Genomic DNA, 13,343 nt, shown 5'->3' with positions numbered 1-13,343 from the left:
GAATGGCCTTCCTCGCACTCGGTATTAACCACAAGACTGCCTCTGTAGACGTGCGCGAGCGCGTGGCGTTTACGCCAGAGCAGCTGGTTGAGGCGTTGCAGCAGCTCTGCCGTCTCACCGACAGCCGCGAAGCTGCGATCCTTTCGACCTGCAATCGCAGTGAGCTTTATATAGAGCAGGAACATCTCAGCGCGGATGTCGTGCTGCGTTGGCTGGCCGATTACCACCATTTGGACTTCAATGACCTGCGCGCCAGCGCGTATGTGCATGAAGACGATGCGGCAGTTCGTCACATGATGCGCGTCGCTTCCGGCCTCGACTCGCTGGTGTTGGGCGAGCCGCAGATCCTCGGCCAGATGAAATCCGCCTACGCCGTGGCCCGTGAGGCCGGCACCGTGGGGCCGTTGCTGGGGCGCCTGTTCCAGGCCACCTTCAATTCCGCCAAGCAGGTGCGCACCGACACCGCCATCGGTGAAAACCCGGTGTCCGTGGCCTTTGCCGCCGTCAGCCTGGCCAAACAGATTTTCAGCGACTTGCAACGCAGCCAGGCCCTGCTGATTGGCGCCGGCGAGACCATCACCCTGGTCGCCCGCCATCTGCACGACCTGGGTGTGAAGCGTATCGTGGTCGCCAACCGCACCCTGGAGCGCGCGAGCATCCTCGCCGAGCAGTTTGGCGCCCATGCCGTGTTGTTGTCGGATATCCCGGCCGAGCTGGTGCGCAGTGATATCGTCATCAGCTCCACCGCCAGCCAATTGCCGATCCTCGGCAAAGGCGCGGTCGAGAGCGCGTTGAAGCTGCGCAAGCACAAGCCGATCTTCATGGTGGATATCGCCGTGCCCCGGGATATCGAACCCGAAGTCGGCGAGTTGGACGACGTTTACCTCTACAGCGTTGACGACCTGCACGAAGTGGTTGCCGAAAACCTCAAGAGTCGCCAGGGCGCTGCCCAGGCGGCCGAGGAAATGGTCAGCGTCGGCGCCGAAGACTTCATGGTGCGCCTGCGTGAACTGGCGGCGGTGGATGTGCTCAAGGCGTATCGTCAGCAAGGCGAGCGCCTGCGTGATGAAGAATTGACCAAGGCCCAGCGTTTATTGGCCAATGGCAGCAGCGCCGAAGACGTGCTGATGCAACTGGCCCGTGGCTTGACCAACAAGCTGCTCCACGCGCCGAGCGTACAGCTTAAGAAATTGACTGCCGAAGGCCGCCTCGATGCGCTGGCCATGGCCCAGGAACTCTTTGCCCTCGGTGAGGGCGCGTCAGATAGCTCTTCGGATAAAAAACCGCAATGAAAGCGTCACTGCTCAATAAACTGGACGTGCTCCAGGACCGTTTCGAAGAACTGACCGCCTTGCTCGGCGATGGCGAGGTCATCTCCGATCAGACCAAGTTCCGCACCTATTCCAAGGAATACGCGGAAGTTGAGCCCATTGTGGCTACCTATAAAAACCTGCTGAAAGTGCAGGCCGACCTCGAAGGCGCCCAGGCGCTGCTCAAGGACAGCGACCCGGACATGCGCGAAATGGCCGTGGAAGAAGTCCGTGAAGCCAAGGAAAAACTCGCCGAGCTGGAAGGCAACCTGCAACGCATGCTGCTGCCCAAGGACCCTAACGACGGGCGTAACGTGTTCCTGGAAATCCGCGCCGGCACCGGTGGTGACGAAGCGGCGATCTTCTCCGGCGACCTGTTTCGCATGTATTCGCGCTACGCTGAGCGTCGCGGCTGGCGCGTCGAGATCCTCTCCGAGAACGAAGGCGAGCACGGCGGCTATAAAGAAGTCATCGCCCGGGTCGAAGGCGACAACGTTTACGGCAAGCTCAAGTTCGAATCCGGTGCGCACCGTGTGCAGCGGGTTCCAGCGACTGAATCCCAAGGCCGTATCCACACGTCGGCGTGCACCGTCGCTGTGTTGCCAGAGCCGGACGAACAGGAAGCCATCGAGATCAACCCAGCCGACCTGCGGGTCGACACCTACCGCTCGTCGGGTGCCGGCGGCCAGCACGTGAACAAGACCGACTCGGCGATCCGTATCACCCACTTGCCGTCGGGCATCGTGGTGGAGTGCCAGGAAGAGCGTTCCCAGCACAAGAACCGTGCGCGGGCCATGTCCTGGCTGTCAGCCAAGCTCAATGACCAGCAGACCAGCGCCGCTGCCAACGCGATTGCCAGCGAGCGCAAGTTGCTGGTGGGGTCGGGGGACCGTTCCGAGCGTATCCGCACCTATAACTTTGCCCAGGGCCGGGTGACCGACCACCGGGTCAACCTCACGCTTTACTCGCTGGATGAAATCCTCGCCGGTGGTGTCGACGCGGTGATCGAGCCGTTGCTTGCCGAATTCCAGGCCGACCAGCTGGCGGCCATAGGTGAATAAATGACCATCATTGCCAGCCTCCTGCGTGCCGCAGAACTGCCCGACTCGCCCACCGCGCGCCTGGATGTGGAACTGTTGCTGTCGGCTGCCCTGGGTAAGCCGCGCAGTTATTTGCATACCTGGCCGGAGAAGATCGTCAGCAGCGAGCACGCATTGATCTTTGCCGACTACCTGCGGCGTCGCCGCGCCGGTGAACCGGTGGCCTATATCCTCGGCCAGCAAGGCTTCTGGAAACTCGACCTGGAGGTTGCGCCTCATACCCTGATCCCGCGCCCGGAGACCGAGCTGCTGGTGGAGGCCGCCCTGGAGCTGCTGCCGGCGAGCCCTGCCAAGGTTCTCGACCTGGGCACCGGCAGCGGGGCCATCGCCCTGGCCCTGGCCAGCGAGCGCCCAGCCTGGGACGTCACCGCCGTTGACCGCGTGCTCGAAGCGGTGGCCCTGGCCGAGCGCAATCGCCAGCGCCTGCAGCTGACGAACGCTACGGTACTGAACAGCCATTGGTTCAGCGCCCTGCAAGGCCATACCTACGACTTGATCATCAGCAACCCGCCGTATATCGCCGACAACGACCCGCACCTGGTCGCGGGTGATGTGCGCTTCGAGCCCGCCAGTGCCTTGGTCGCGGGCCATGATGGCCTGGACGACCTGCGCCTGATCATCACCCAAGCCCCGGCCCTCCTGGCGGCGGGTGGTTGGCTGTTGCTCGAACACGGCTACGATCAGGCCCCGGCCGTACGTGACCTGTTGTTGGGCGAGGGATTTGAGGATGTCCACAGTCGTGTCGACCTCGGTGGCCACGAACGTATCAGCCTGGGACGCCGTCCATGCTGAGCGATCAGGAGCTGTTGCGCTATAGCCGACAGATTCTGTTGCAGGCTGTCGACATCGACGGTCAGTTGCGTCTGAAAAACAGCCGCGCGCTTATCGTTGGCCTCGGTGGTCTCGGCGCTCCGGTTGCGCTGTACCTGGCCGCTGCCGGTGTGGGTGAACTGCATCTGGCGGACTTTGACACGGTCGACCTGACCAACCTGCAACGCCAGATCATCCATGACACCGACAGCGTTGGCTTGAGCAAGGTCGACTCGGCCATGCGCCGCCTGACGGCGATCAACCCTGAAGTCACATTGCTGGCCCATCGCACTGCGCTGGATGCCGACTCTCTGTCGGCGGCGGTGACGGGTGTGGATGTGGTGCTCGATTGCAGCGATAACTTTTCCACCCGTGAAGCGGTCAACGCTGCGTGCGTCGCCGCCGGCAAGCCACTGGTCAGCGGGGCGGCGATTCGCCTTGAGGGGCAATTGTCGGTGTTCGACCCGCGCCGCGCCGAGAGCCCCTGCTACCACTGTTTATATGGGCACGGCAGCGACACTGAATTGACCTGCAGCGAGGCCGGCGTGGTTGGCCCGCTGGTGGGCCTGGTCGGCAGCCTGCAGGCCCTGGAAGCCTTGAAACTGCTGGCCGGGTTCGGCGAGCCGTTGGTGGGGCGCCTGTTGCTGATCGATGCCTTGACCACGCGGTTCCGTGAGTTACGCGTCAAGCGCGACCCCGGTTGCAGCGTCTGTGGGACGCAGCATGGTTAAGGGCGCGCCAATTGGTGTGTTCGACTCCGGCATCGGCGGGTTGACGGTGCTGGAGGAGATTCAGCAGCTATTGCCCCATGAGTCGCTGCTGTACGTGGCCGACTGTGGGTACATCCCCTACGGTGAGAAAAGCCCGGCTTTCATTCTTGAGCGTTCCCGGCAAGTGGCGGGTTTTTTCCGTGAGCAGGGCGCCAAGGCGTTCGTGATTGCCTGCAATACCGCCACCGTTGCCGCTGTCGCCGATTTACGCCTGGATTACCCCGACTGGCCGCTGGTGGGCATGGAGCCCGCCGTCAAACCCGCCGCTGCCGCCACTCGCAGTGGGGTGGTCGGCGTGCTGGCCACGACCGGTACCCTGCAAAGCGCCAAGTTCGCGGCCTTGCTCGACCGGTTCGCCACCGATGTGCGGGTGATCACCCAGCCTTGCCCGGGCCTGGTGGAACTGATTGAAAGCGGTGACTTGAGCAGCCCGGCCCTGCGTCAGCTGTTGCAGGTCTACATCGACCCGCTGCTCAGTGCCGGCTGTGACACCATCATCCTGGGCTGCACCCATTACCCCTTCCTCAAGCCGCTCCTGGCGCAGATGCTTCCCGCGAGCATCATCCTCATCGACACCGGTGCTGCCGTCGCGCGCCAACTCAAGCGCCTGCTCGGCGAGCGCGACCTGCTGGCCACTGATCCGGCGCAGCCGGCACAGTTCTGGACCAGTGGTGATGTGTATCACCTCAGAAATATCCTACCGACACTTTGGAAACATCCTGGAGTTGTGCGAAGCTTCGGTTCGTGAAAATTTCGTTAAAAATCGCGATTAGAAGCTGAACTTCTGGCTACGCGTCAGCTTCTATTGCCCGTTAGTCTGTACAAAACCCTATAACTTCGTTCGGAAAGGATGTTTCTTATGAAGCGCTTGTTCTGTTTGGCTGCGATTGCGGCCGTTGTGGTGGGACACTCTTTTTCGGCGCAGGCCGCCGGCCTTGAGTTTGGCCTGGGGGCCACCAGTGATTCGACGCTGACCTATCGATTGGGGCTGACGTCGAATTGGGACAAGAGCTGGATGCAGAGCGATGTGGGTCGCCTGACCGGCTACTGGAGCGGCGCTTATACCTACTGGGAAGGTGATGAGCGTGCAGGTGCGAGCAGCCTGTCGTTCTCGCCAGTGTTTGTGTATGAATTCGCCGGGCAGTCGGTAAAACCCTACGTCGAGGCCGGGATCGGGGTGGCGGTATTCTCCCGCACACGCCTGGAAGACAACAACATTGGCCAGGCCTTCCAGTTCGAAGACCGTCTGGGCTTTGGTTTGCGCTTTACCGGCGGGCATGAGGTGGGCATTCGTGCCACTCACTATTCCAACGCCGGGATCAGCAACCACAACGACGGCGTAGAAAGCTACTCGCTGCACTACACGATGCCGCTGTAATTTCAGAACCCTGCAAAACCTGTGGGAGGGGCAAGCCCTGATGCCAGTCCGTTAAGGCTTTTTTGTAGGAGCGAGGGGGACGCCTAGTTCTTGCTCGCGAAAAACTCACAGGCGCTGCGTTCATTCAGGACACACGCGTTATCGTTGACGTTCTTCGCGAGCAAGCTCCTACAGAGGGCGATGTACGCTTAACTGGCAGGCATTAGGGGAAGCCCCCTCCCATATTGAGCGTTTCTTCGGCTTGGGATCAGCGATACGCCGTCGTAATCCCTTCACGCTCGACCAGGCACTCCGGCGCACCCATCTCGAACTCCCGGCAAATCAGCGGCCGACGCTCGTAAATCGTGCACATCATCGTGTCGCGATCCAGCGCCGCGCACCAGCCATCATCCAGGCGCAGCATCACCTCGCCGCCCCAGTCATCGGTATCGATATAGCGCTGCGGTACGCCGGTGTCGGTGATCAGCATGACCTCCAGCTGACAGCAGCAGGCCGCGCACGTTGAGCACGTCACGGTGGGTTCGGCGATTTGGGTATGCGGGATGTTGGTCATAGGCGCGCAGTGTAAGGCAAGTGGGTGACACAGGTGTGAAAGGGCTGACAGACGTCAGCGTGCCAGCCGGTGCAAGCCGACGAACACCGCCGCCCAAAGCAGCGCCAGCCCCGCCATGGTTGGCCACAATGCGTAGCCAAACTGCACGCCCGCCAATTGGCTCCCTGCGTAATACGAGAATGGCCCGCCGAAGGCTCCCAGCACAGCTGCACGCCACCAGGGCCGGGCGCTCCAGGCCAGGCAATGGCGCAAGGTGGTTGCCAGCGTCGCCCACAGCAGGATCAACCACAACGGAATCAGCGGCCCCGGCTCGTTGAACTGAAAAACGCCGAGGTTGCGCAGCAGCGTATCCAGCACCGTACCCACCAGCGTCACGCGGATGATCAGCGCAGCATCCTCGGCCCACGAACTTATCCACAGCAGGTGGACTGCCAGCACCGCCACCCCCACCAGCAGCCAGGGGCTGTCGCCGCCGAGTACGCAGGCAAGCCAGCCGCACTGGAACAGCGCGGCGTTGGCGACGGTTTTAAGCACTGAACCGCCCGAGCAGGGGGGGCGTGATGGCCGAGGGCTTGGCCAGCAGTAACTGTGCGGTGCCGATGGTGCGCTCCATAAAGCCGCCTTCGCAGTAGCACAGATAGAATTCCCACAAGCGCAGGAAGTATTCGTCGTAGCCCAATTCTGTCAGGCGGCCATGGGCGCGGCGAAAGTTCTCATGCCACAGGCGCAGGGTTCGCGCGTAATGCAGGCCGAAATCTTCCATGTGCAGCAGGTTCATATCGGTGTTGCGGCTGACGATATGCAGCATGTTTTGCACGCTGGGCAGGGCGCCGCCGGGGAAGATATAGCGCTGGATAAAGTCGACGCTGTTCTTGGCCTGCTCGAAACGCTGTTCGCGAATGGTGATGGCTTGCAGCAACATCAGGCCGTCACTCTTGAGCAGGTGCGCGCATTGCTTGAAGTAGGTCGGCAGGAAGCGATGGCCCACCGCTTCGATCATTTCGATGGACACCAGCTTGTCGTATTGGCCGGTCAGGTCGCGGTAGTCCTGCAGCAACAGCGTCACCTGGTCCTGCAAGCCCAGGGCCTGGATGCGTTTTTCGGTGTAGGCGAATTGCTCCTTGGACAAGGTCGTGGTGGTGACCTTGCAGCCGTAATGCTGTGCGGCATACAAGGCCATGCTGCCCCAACCGGTGCCGATTTCCAGCAGATGATCGCTGGGCTTGAGCGCCAGTTTCTGGCAGATGCGCGCAAGCTTGTTCAGTTGCGCCTGTTCCAGGGTGTCATCGGCCGTGAGGAACTGCGCCGCCGAATACATCATGGTCGGGTCGAGGAACTCTTCGAACAGGTCGTTGCCCAGGTCATAGTGGGCGGCGATGTTTTTCTGCGAGCCTTTGCGCGTATTGCGGTTGAGCCAGTGCACACCTTGGGTGAACGGCCGCGCCAACTTGGCCAGGCCACCTTCCAGTGCATCGAGTACTTCCAGGTTGCTGACCATCACGCGTACCACGGCGGTCAGGTCTGGGCTGCTCCAGTAGCCATGGATAAACGCCTCGCCCGCGCCGATGGAACCGTTGGCCGCCACCAGGCCCCATACCGCCGAGTCGAGGATCTGGATTTCCCCGAGCAGGTGCGCTTCCCGTGCGCCGAAGACCTGGCGTTCGCCGTCCTCGATGATCACCAGTTGGCCATGGCGCAATTGACTGAGCTGGCGCAGCACGCCCTTGCGCAACAGCGCACTGGTCAGGCCGTTGATGTTCAGGCGGCTGGATTTGACCGATAAGCTAGGGGATTTCATGGCGGCGATCCTTGGTATAACCGACTGCTGTGCGAGAGGCGCCGTCGGCGGCCTGATGGGAAAAAATCGGTATGCGCTTGAGTAACAGGCGCAGGGCCTGCCAGTAGATGGCCAGGCAGGTCTTCGCGGTCATCCACGGAAAACGCCACAGGTAACGGTGCAGGCTGGTGCGACTCAGTGCCTCTCTTTGCAGGCTCAAGGTCGCGTCGAAGATTTTTTGCGAGCCCTGCCAATCGGCCATGTGCACGCCAAGCCTGGCGGCGGGTGGGCTGAAGCTCATGCGGTATTCCAGGTTGCGCGGCAGGAACGGCGAGACATGAAACGCCTTGGCTACGGCGAAATGCTGGTGCTCGCCGGCGGCGAGGGCCTGGGCCGGGAGCACATAGTGATAGCGCTCGCGCCATGGGGTGTTGGTCACTTCACACAGGATCGCCGCCAATTGTCCGTCGGCTTCGAAGCAGTAGAAGAAACTCACCGGATTAAAAGCCAGACCCCAACTGCGGGCCTGGGTCAGCAGGCAGATAGCTCCCTGGGGGGCACGCCCCAGGGCCTTGCCGACTTCCTGGCGCACGGCATCGCTCAAGCTCATGCCGTGGCGTGTGAATTCACGCAGGTAATCCTGCTGGCGAAAGCCGAAGGGCGCCAGGCGACGCGTGCCGGCCAGGGGCGAAAGCCCAAGCACTTCGTCTTCTTCGCTCAGGTCCAGGTACAGCAGGCCGATGCGGTAGCGAAAGGCGTGGGCCTTGGGCGCGAACCGGCGATGGGCGATCCAGCCGCTGTACAGGGCACTGTTCACAGGGTTTCTCCAAACGCCTTGCCCACGCGCAATGCGCTGACCACGCCGTCTTCATGGAAACCATTGGCCCAGTAGGCGCCGCAATAATAGGTGTGCTGCGCGCCGTTCAATTCTTCCCAGCGCGCTTGGGCGGCCACCGCTGCCAGGCTGTATTGCGGGTGAGCGTAGGTGTAGCGGGCGAGGATCTTCAGTGGGTTGATCATCGGCGTCTGGTTGAGGCTGACGCAAAACGTGGTGGTGCTGTCGATGCCTTGCAGGATGTTCATGTCATAGGTGACGGCCGCCTGGGTCTGCGCGTTGCCGGTCAGCCGGTAGTTCCAGCTGGCCCAGGCCAATTCGCGATCGGGCAGCAAGCGGGTGTCGGTGTGCAGTACCACGTCGTTGTCGGCGTAGGGCAGGGCGCCGAGGATTTGCTGCTCGGCCTGGCTGGGATCACCGAGCAGCGCCAGCGCCTGGTCGCTGTGGCAGGCGAACACCACCTTGTCGAAGGCTTCGGTACCGGCGGCGCTGTGGATGATCGCGCCCTCTGCGTTACGTTCCACCCGGCGCACCGGGCAATCGAGGCGGATCTGTTCACGAAAGCTTTGCGTCAGCGGTTCGATATAGCGGCTTGAACCGCCCTCGATCACACACCATTGCGGGCGGTTGTTCACTGACAACAAGCCGTGGTTCTTGAAGAACCTTACGAAGAACTGCAAAGGGAATCCGAGCATGTCGGCCAGGGACATCGACCAGATCGCCGCGCCCATCGGCACGATGTAATGCTGGATAAACCGCGGGCCGTAGCCGCCGGCGGTGAGGTAGTCGCCCAAGGTCATGTCGGCGTTGATGCGTTGTGCTTGCAGGTCCAGCGGTGCTTGGCGATTGAAGCGCAGGATATCGCGCAACATGCCCCAGAACCCCGGCGACAGGATATTGCGTCGCTGGGCAAACAGGCTGTTGAGGTTGTTGCCGTTGTACTCGAAATTCGCGCTCTGGTCGCACACCGAAAAACTCATCTCGGTGGGTTTGAATGTCACGCCGATCTGCCCCAGCAGACGGATGAAGTTGGGGTAGGTCCAGTCGTTGAACACGATAAAACCCGTGTCCACAGCATAACGTTTGCCCTCGACGGTGACGTTGACCGTGTGGGTATGCCCGCCGATGCGATCGCCCGCTTCGAACAGCGTGATGTCGTGGCGACGGCTGAGCAGGTAGGCGCTGGTCAGCCCGGCGATACCGCTGCCGATAATGGCGATTTTCACAGCTCGTCCTTTTTCGGCGGAGGGCTGCGCAGCATGCGTTTACCGATGATCAGTTGCGCGCGATCTGGCAGTTTCGACAGCGGCCAGAGCGTGGCGATGAACAGCGCCGGGAAGGCGATTTCCAGGGGGCGCTTGTCCAGTTTGGCAAAGATATGCCGCGCGGCCTTGTCCGCCGACCAGCTCAGGGGCATCGGAAAGTCGTTGCGCGCGGTCAGCGGCGTGTCGACAAACCCAGGGCTGATCACGGTGACGTCGATATTTTCCGGTGACAGGCTGACGCGCAGGGATTCGAACAGGTAACGCAGGCCGGCCTTGGACGCCCCGTAGGCTTCGGCGCGGGGCATTGGCAGGTAGGTCACGGCACTGGCGACGCCCACCAGGTGCGGCGTGCGCCCGGCGCGCAGCAGGGGCAGTGCGGCTTCGATGCAGTAGCTGCTGGCGAGCAGGTTGGTGCGCACCACATGCTCGACAATCGACGAGTCGAACTGCTGTGCGTCCACGTATTCGCAGGTGCCGGCATTGAGGATCACCGTGTCCAGCGAGCCCCAGGTCGCGCTGATGCGTTCACCGATTTCACGCACGGTCTGACTGTTGGTCAGGTCGCCCGCCACGATCAGCACCTGGCCGGGAAAGCGCTGGGCCAGGGCCTCCAGCGGCCCCTTGGAGCGCGAGCTGAGTGCCACGTGGGCGCCGCTGTTGAGCAACTCCACGGCGAGGGAAGCGCCGATGCCACTGCTGGCGCCGGTCAGCCAATATCGACGGGGCGGTGTAAGGCTCATCCCATTCTCCTTTTCAGCCAACGGACCACACGGCCGATAATCGGCAAGTGTTCATAAAGCAGCGCGCCCGCATCGAAATAGTCACGATGGCGGTACACCTTGTTCTCGCGCCACATTAGGTGCGAGCAGCCTTCCACCCGGATCACCTTGCCATCGGCCAGGCGCGGGTGGCAAAAACTCATTTTCCAGCGCAGGTAGCCTTCACCGTCGGCCACCTCGTCGACGCCCTGGAAGTCAAAGCGCAGTTGGCTGATATTGCCGTACAGCTCGGCAAAGTAACGGTGCAGCGCCGGCAGCCCTTGCACGTCGTGCAGCGGGTCAGTGAAGGCGATGTCCTTGCTGTACAGGCTGTCGAGCAACTGCAGGTTGTGCTTGTCCAGCGTGGCAAAGGCCTGGGCGAAACGGCGCAGGAAGTCACTCATGCTCGGCTCCGACTGCCTGGCGCGATGGCAGGCTGCGGAAAGCCGCCAAGGCGCGTTCGCGCGATTGCTTGAGGTCGACGATGGCGCGGGGGTAATCGGCCACGCCGAACAAGCCGCCGACGGCTGCGGGGTTGTGCACTTCCTTTTTATTCAGCGCCGCCAGCTGCGGTAGCCAGTGCTTGATAAAGACGCCTTCGCTGTCGAATTTTTCCGACTGGCTCAGCGGGCTGAAAATCCGGAAGTAGGGTGCCGAATCGGTACCGGTGGACGAACTCCACTGCCAGCCGCCGTTGTTGGCCGCCAGGTCGCCGTCGATCAGGTGACGCATGAAGAAGCGCTCACCTTCGCGCCAGTCGATCAGCAGGTTCTTGGTCAAGAACATCGCCACCACCATGCGCAGGCGGTTATGCATCCAGCCGGTCTCCAGCAGTTGGCGCATGGCGGCATCGATGATCGGCAGGCCGGTACGCGCTTGCTGCCAGGCGGCGAGATCCTGGGGCGCATCGCGCCAGGCCAGCGCTTCGGTTTCGGGGCGGAAAGCGCGGTGGCGCGACACCCGGGGGTAGCCCACCAGAATGTGTTTGTAGAACTCCCGCCAGAGCAATTCATTGATCCACGTGATCGCGCCGATGTCGCCGCTTTCGAATTCGCCCTGGTTGGTTTGCAGCGCGGCGTGCAGGCATTGGCGCGGCGACACCACGCCGGCCGCGAGGTACGCGGAGAGCTGGCTGGTGCCGGGTTTGGCCGGGAAGTCACGCTCATCCTTGTAGTCGCTGATCTGCTGGTCGGCGAAGGCGTCGAGGCGGCGGCGGGCCTCGTCTTCGCCGGCGGGCCATAGCGCGCGCAGTGTCTCGCTCGGTGGTTCGAACCCTTCGACCTGGTGAGGGACCGGGTCGCTCTTGAGCTTGAGTGCGGCTTGGGCCTTGGGCGTCGCCACTAACCGGGGTAAAGCAGTGTGCAGGCGGCTGTAGCACACCTTGCGGAACTGGCTGAACACCTGGAAGTAGGTGCCAGTCTTGGTCAGTACGCTGCCCGGTTGGAAAAGCAGTTGGTCCAGGTAGCTGTGGAAGGCCACGCCATCGGCGTCCAGGGCCTGGGCGACGGCCGCGTCGCGACGGCTTTCATGGATGCCGTATTCCTCGTTGACGTGCACCGACGTCACCGACAATTCCCGGCACAGTTGGCTCAGCACGGCAGGCGCCTGGTCCCAGGTCTCGGCGTGGCGGATCAGCAACGGAATGTTCAGCGCACCCAGCGCCTGGCTCAAGTGCTGCAGGTTGCGCAGCCAGAAGTCGACTTTGCAGGGCGCGTCATCGTGGGCCAGCCATTGCTGCGGGGTGATCAGGTACACGGCGGCCACCGGGCCCCGCTGGCTCGCGGCGGCCAGGGCGGTGTTGTCGTGCAGGCGCAAGTCGGTGCGCAGCCAGGTCAAATGCATTTAAAGAAGTCCACGCTGGATCAGACGCTGGTGGGCCGACAATGGGTCTTCGGCCACGAACAATTCCGGGGTGTCGCCGATTAATACGGCCAGCTCCGTTTGGTGGATGCATACCGTGGGTCCGACGATCAGTTTTGGGCAACTGACGCCGGCCAAAAGTTTTTCGAATGCCGACCAGTGGAGGGCTTTGCTCGAATAGAGCAACACGGCACGCGGTTGCAGGTGTTCCACCGCCAAGGACAGTTCGCCGGCGGGCAGGGGCCAGTCGAACACCTCCACCGGGCAGTCGGCGCTGCTGGCCAGCCAGGCGCTGAGCCACACATGCGGTTCCAGGGGCAGGTCGGAATGGTTGATCAGCAGCAGTGGCGCGCCATGCAACTGGCGGTTGTTGTGATAGATGCGCGCGCCAAACTTGCTGCGCAGCCAGGACAGGAAAAACACCCGCTCCATCTGCGCGCCAAACTGGCCCTGCCAGCGTTGTTCCAGTTCATTGAGCAGCGGTAGCAGCAATTGCTCGCACAGGGTGCGCGGCGGGTACAGCGCCATGGCCTGGTTAAAGGCGTCGTCTACGCGGCGTTCGGCCAGTTCGCTGATGGCCTTCACCAGGTTCTGGCGCAGGGAATGCCATTCGTTTTCGACCGCCTCGGGGCTGACCTGGGCTGAGTCGATCAGGGTTTTCACCTGGCTGACGGGCACGCCACGGTTGAGCCAGGTAAGGATCGTGTGGATGCGTTGGACATGCTCGGCGCTGAACAACCGGTGCCCCTTGGGCGTGCGTTGCGGCACGATCAGGCCGTAACGGCGTTCCCAGGCGCGCAGGGTGACGGCGTTGACGCCGGTCTGGCGCGCCACTTCGCGGATCGGCAGCCAACCGTTCTCCAGGGCTTGGGCGATATCTTCGCCAGGTTCGTCGAGCAGGACGGCTTTGATGACACTGTTCATGGG

General features: G+C 62.4%; 15 protein-coding genes. 6 read left to right on the top strand and 9 right to left on the bottom strand.

Features of this window, described 5'->3' with window-relative positions:
- Positions 1-2 precede the first annotated feature (2 nt).
- From hemA to A7317_RS03655, 6 genes are all read left to right on the top strand, one after another.
- Positions 3-1,292 (top strand): glutamyl-tRNA reductase, encoded by a 1,290-nt coding sequence (gene hemA / locus A7317_RS03680; RefSeq protein WP_024073299.1) that lies wholly within the window; start codon positions 3-5, stop codon positions 1,290-1,292.
- On the top strand, positions 1,289-2,371 hold the full coding sequence (prfA, locus tag A7317_RS03675; RefSeq protein ID WP_024073300.1) for a peptide chain release factor 1: 1,083 nt from the start codon (positions 1,289-1,291) through the stop codon (positions 2,369-2,371). The genes hemA and prfA overlap by 4 nt, the downstream gene beginning before the upstream one ends.
- A complete protein-coding gene (prmC, locus tag A7317_RS03670; protein WP_069075217.1) occupies positions 2,372-3,202 on the top strand; it encodes a peptide chain release factor N(5)-glutamine methyltransferase in 831 nt (276 codons plus the stop codon).
- Positions 3,196-3,951: a molybdopterin-synthase adenylyltransferase MoeB gene (locus A7317_RS03665; protein WP_024073302.1), complete on the top strand. Its 756-nt coding sequence runs from the start codon at positions 3,196-3,198 to the stop codon at positions 3,949-3,951. The genes prmC and A7317_RS03665 overlap by 7 nt, the downstream gene beginning before the upstream one ends.
- On the top strand, positions 3,944-4,738 hold the full coding sequence (murI, locus tag A7317_RS03660; RefSeq protein ID WP_069075216.1) for a glutamate racemase: 795 nt from the start codon (positions 3,944-3,946) through the stop codon (positions 4,736-4,738). Before A7317_RS03665 ends, murI begins: the two co-directional genes overlap by 8 nt.
- A gap of 111 nt (positions 4,739-4,849) precedes the next feature.
- Positions 4,850-5,368 carry an acyloxyacyl hydrolase gene (locus A7317_RS03655; RefSeq protein WP_024073304.1) on the top strand — a complete coding sequence of 173 codons (519 nt, stop codon included), beginning with the start codon at positions 4,850-4,852 and terminating at the stop codon, positions 5,366-5,368.
- A gap of 247 nt (positions 5,369-5,615) precedes the next feature.
- On the opposite strand, the gene A7317_RS03650 is transcribed toward A7317_RS03655, so the two are convergent.
- The 9 genes from A7317_RS03650 to A7317_RS03610 are packed head-to-tail and all read right to left on the bottom strand — an operon-like array spanning position 5,616 to position 13,328.
- Positions 5,616-5,921, bottom strand: coding sequence for a YkgJ family cysteine cluster protein (locus tag A7317_RS03650; protein WP_024073305.1), 306 nt, complete (start codon positions 5,919-5,921; stop codon positions 5,616-5,618).
- A 54-nt stretch (positions 5,922-5,975) separates the two neighbouring features.
- Positions 5,976-6,455: a DUF2878 domain-containing protein gene (locus tag A7317_RS03645; protein ID WP_024073306.1), complete on the bottom strand. Its 480-nt coding sequence runs from the start codon at positions 6,453-6,455 to the stop codon at positions 5,976-5,978.
- Positions 6,448-7,719 (bottom strand): SAM-dependent methyltransferase, encoded by a 1,272-nt coding sequence (locus A7317_RS03640; RefSeq protein WP_024073307.1) that lies wholly within the window; start codon positions 7,717-7,719, stop codon positions 6,448-6,450. The genes A7317_RS03645 and A7317_RS03640 overlap by 8 nt, the downstream gene beginning before the upstream one ends.
- Positions 7,706-8,515 (bottom strand): DUF1365 domain-containing protein, encoded by an 810-nt coding sequence (locus tag A7317_RS03635; protein ID WP_069075215.1) that lies wholly within the window; start codon positions 8,513-8,515, stop codon positions 7,706-7,708. Before A7317_RS03635 ends, A7317_RS03640 begins: the two co-directional genes overlap by 14 nt.
- Entirely contained in the window at positions 8,512-9,759 is a 1,248-nt protein-coding gene (locus A7317_RS03630) for an NAD(P)/FAD-dependent oxidoreductase (RefSeq protein ID WP_069075214.1), read from the bottom strand. Before A7317_RS03630 ends, A7317_RS03635 begins: the two co-directional genes overlap by 4 nt.
- Entirely contained in the window at positions 9,756-10,538 is a 783-nt protein-coding gene (locus A7317_RS03625; RefSeq protein WP_069075213.1) for an SDR family NAD(P)-dependent oxidoreductase, read from the bottom strand. Before A7317_RS03625 ends, A7317_RS03630 begins: the two co-directional genes overlap by 4 nt.
- Positions 10,535-10,960, bottom strand: coding sequence for a nuclear transport factor 2 family protein (locus A7317_RS03620; protein ID WP_024073311.1), 426 nt, complete (start codon positions 10,958-10,960; stop codon positions 10,535-10,537). Before A7317_RS03620 ends, A7317_RS03625 begins: the two co-directional genes overlap by 4 nt.
- Positions 10,953-12,398 (bottom strand): deoxyribodipyrimidine photo-lyase, encoded by a 1,446-nt coding sequence (gene phrB, locus A7317_RS03615; RefSeq protein WP_024073312.1) that lies wholly within the window; start codon positions 12,396-12,398, stop codon positions 10,953-10,955. Before phrB ends, A7317_RS03620 begins: the two co-directional genes overlap by 8 nt.
- Positions 12,399-13,328: a MerR family transcriptional regulator gene (locus A7317_RS03610; protein ID WP_041161093.1), complete on the bottom strand. Its 930-nt coding sequence runs from the start codon at positions 13,326-13,328 to the stop codon at positions 12,399-12,401. It abuts the gene before it with no gap.
- Positions 13,329-13,343 lie beyond the last annotated feature (15 nt).

The organism is Pseudomonas fluorescens (assembly GCF_001708445.1).
Classification (GTDB): domain Bacteria; phylum Pseudomonadota; class Gammaproteobacteria; order Pseudomonadales; family Pseudomonadaceae; genus Aquipseudomonas; species Aquipseudomonas gorinensis.
The sequence above is the reverse complement of the archived record's forward strand: the minus strand, read 5'-3'. Positions and strand labels throughout refer to the sequence as shown.

Coding starts and splice junctions, on each gene's coding strand:
- hemA (WP_024073299.1), top strand. CDS start 3: ATGGCCTTCCTCGCACTCGGTATTAACCACAAGACTGCCTCTGTAGAC.
- prfA (WP_024073300.1), top strand. CDS start 1,289: ATGAAAGCGTCACTGCTCAATAAACTGGACGTGCTCCAGGACCGTTTC.
- prmC (WP_069075217.1), top strand. CDS start 2,372: ATGACCATCATTGCCAGCCTCCTGCGTGCCGCAGAACTGCCCGACTCG.
- A7317_RS03665 (WP_024073302.1), top strand. CDS start 3,196: ATGCTGAGCGATCAGGAGCTGTTGCGCTATAGCCGACAGATTCTGTTG.
- murI (WP_069075216.1), top strand. CDS start 3,944: ATGGTTAAGGGCGCGCCAATTGGTGTGTTCGACTCCGGCATCGGCGGG.
- A7317_RS03655 (WP_024073304.1), top strand. CDS start 4,850: ATGAAGCGCTTGTTCTGTTTGGCTGCGATTGCGGCCGTTGTGGTGGGA.
- A7317_RS03650 (WP_024073305.1), bottom strand. CDS start 5,921: ATGACCAACATCCCGCATACCCAAATCGCCGAACCCACCGTGACGTGC.
- A7317_RS03640 (WP_024073307.1), bottom strand. CDS start 7,719: ATGAAATCCCCTAGCTTATCGGTCAAATCCAGCCGCCTGAACATCAAC.
- A7317_RS03625 (WP_069075213.1), bottom strand. CDS start 10,538: ATGAGCCTTACACCGCCCCGTCGATATTGGCTGACCGGCGCCAGCAGT.
- A7317_RS03620 (WP_024073311.1), bottom strand. CDS start 10,960: ATGAGTGACTTCCTGCGCCGTTTCGCCCAGGCCTTTGCCACGCTGGAC.
- phrB (WP_024073312.1), bottom strand. CDS start 12,398: ATGCATTTGACCTGGCTGCGCACCGACTTGCGCCTGCACGACAACACC.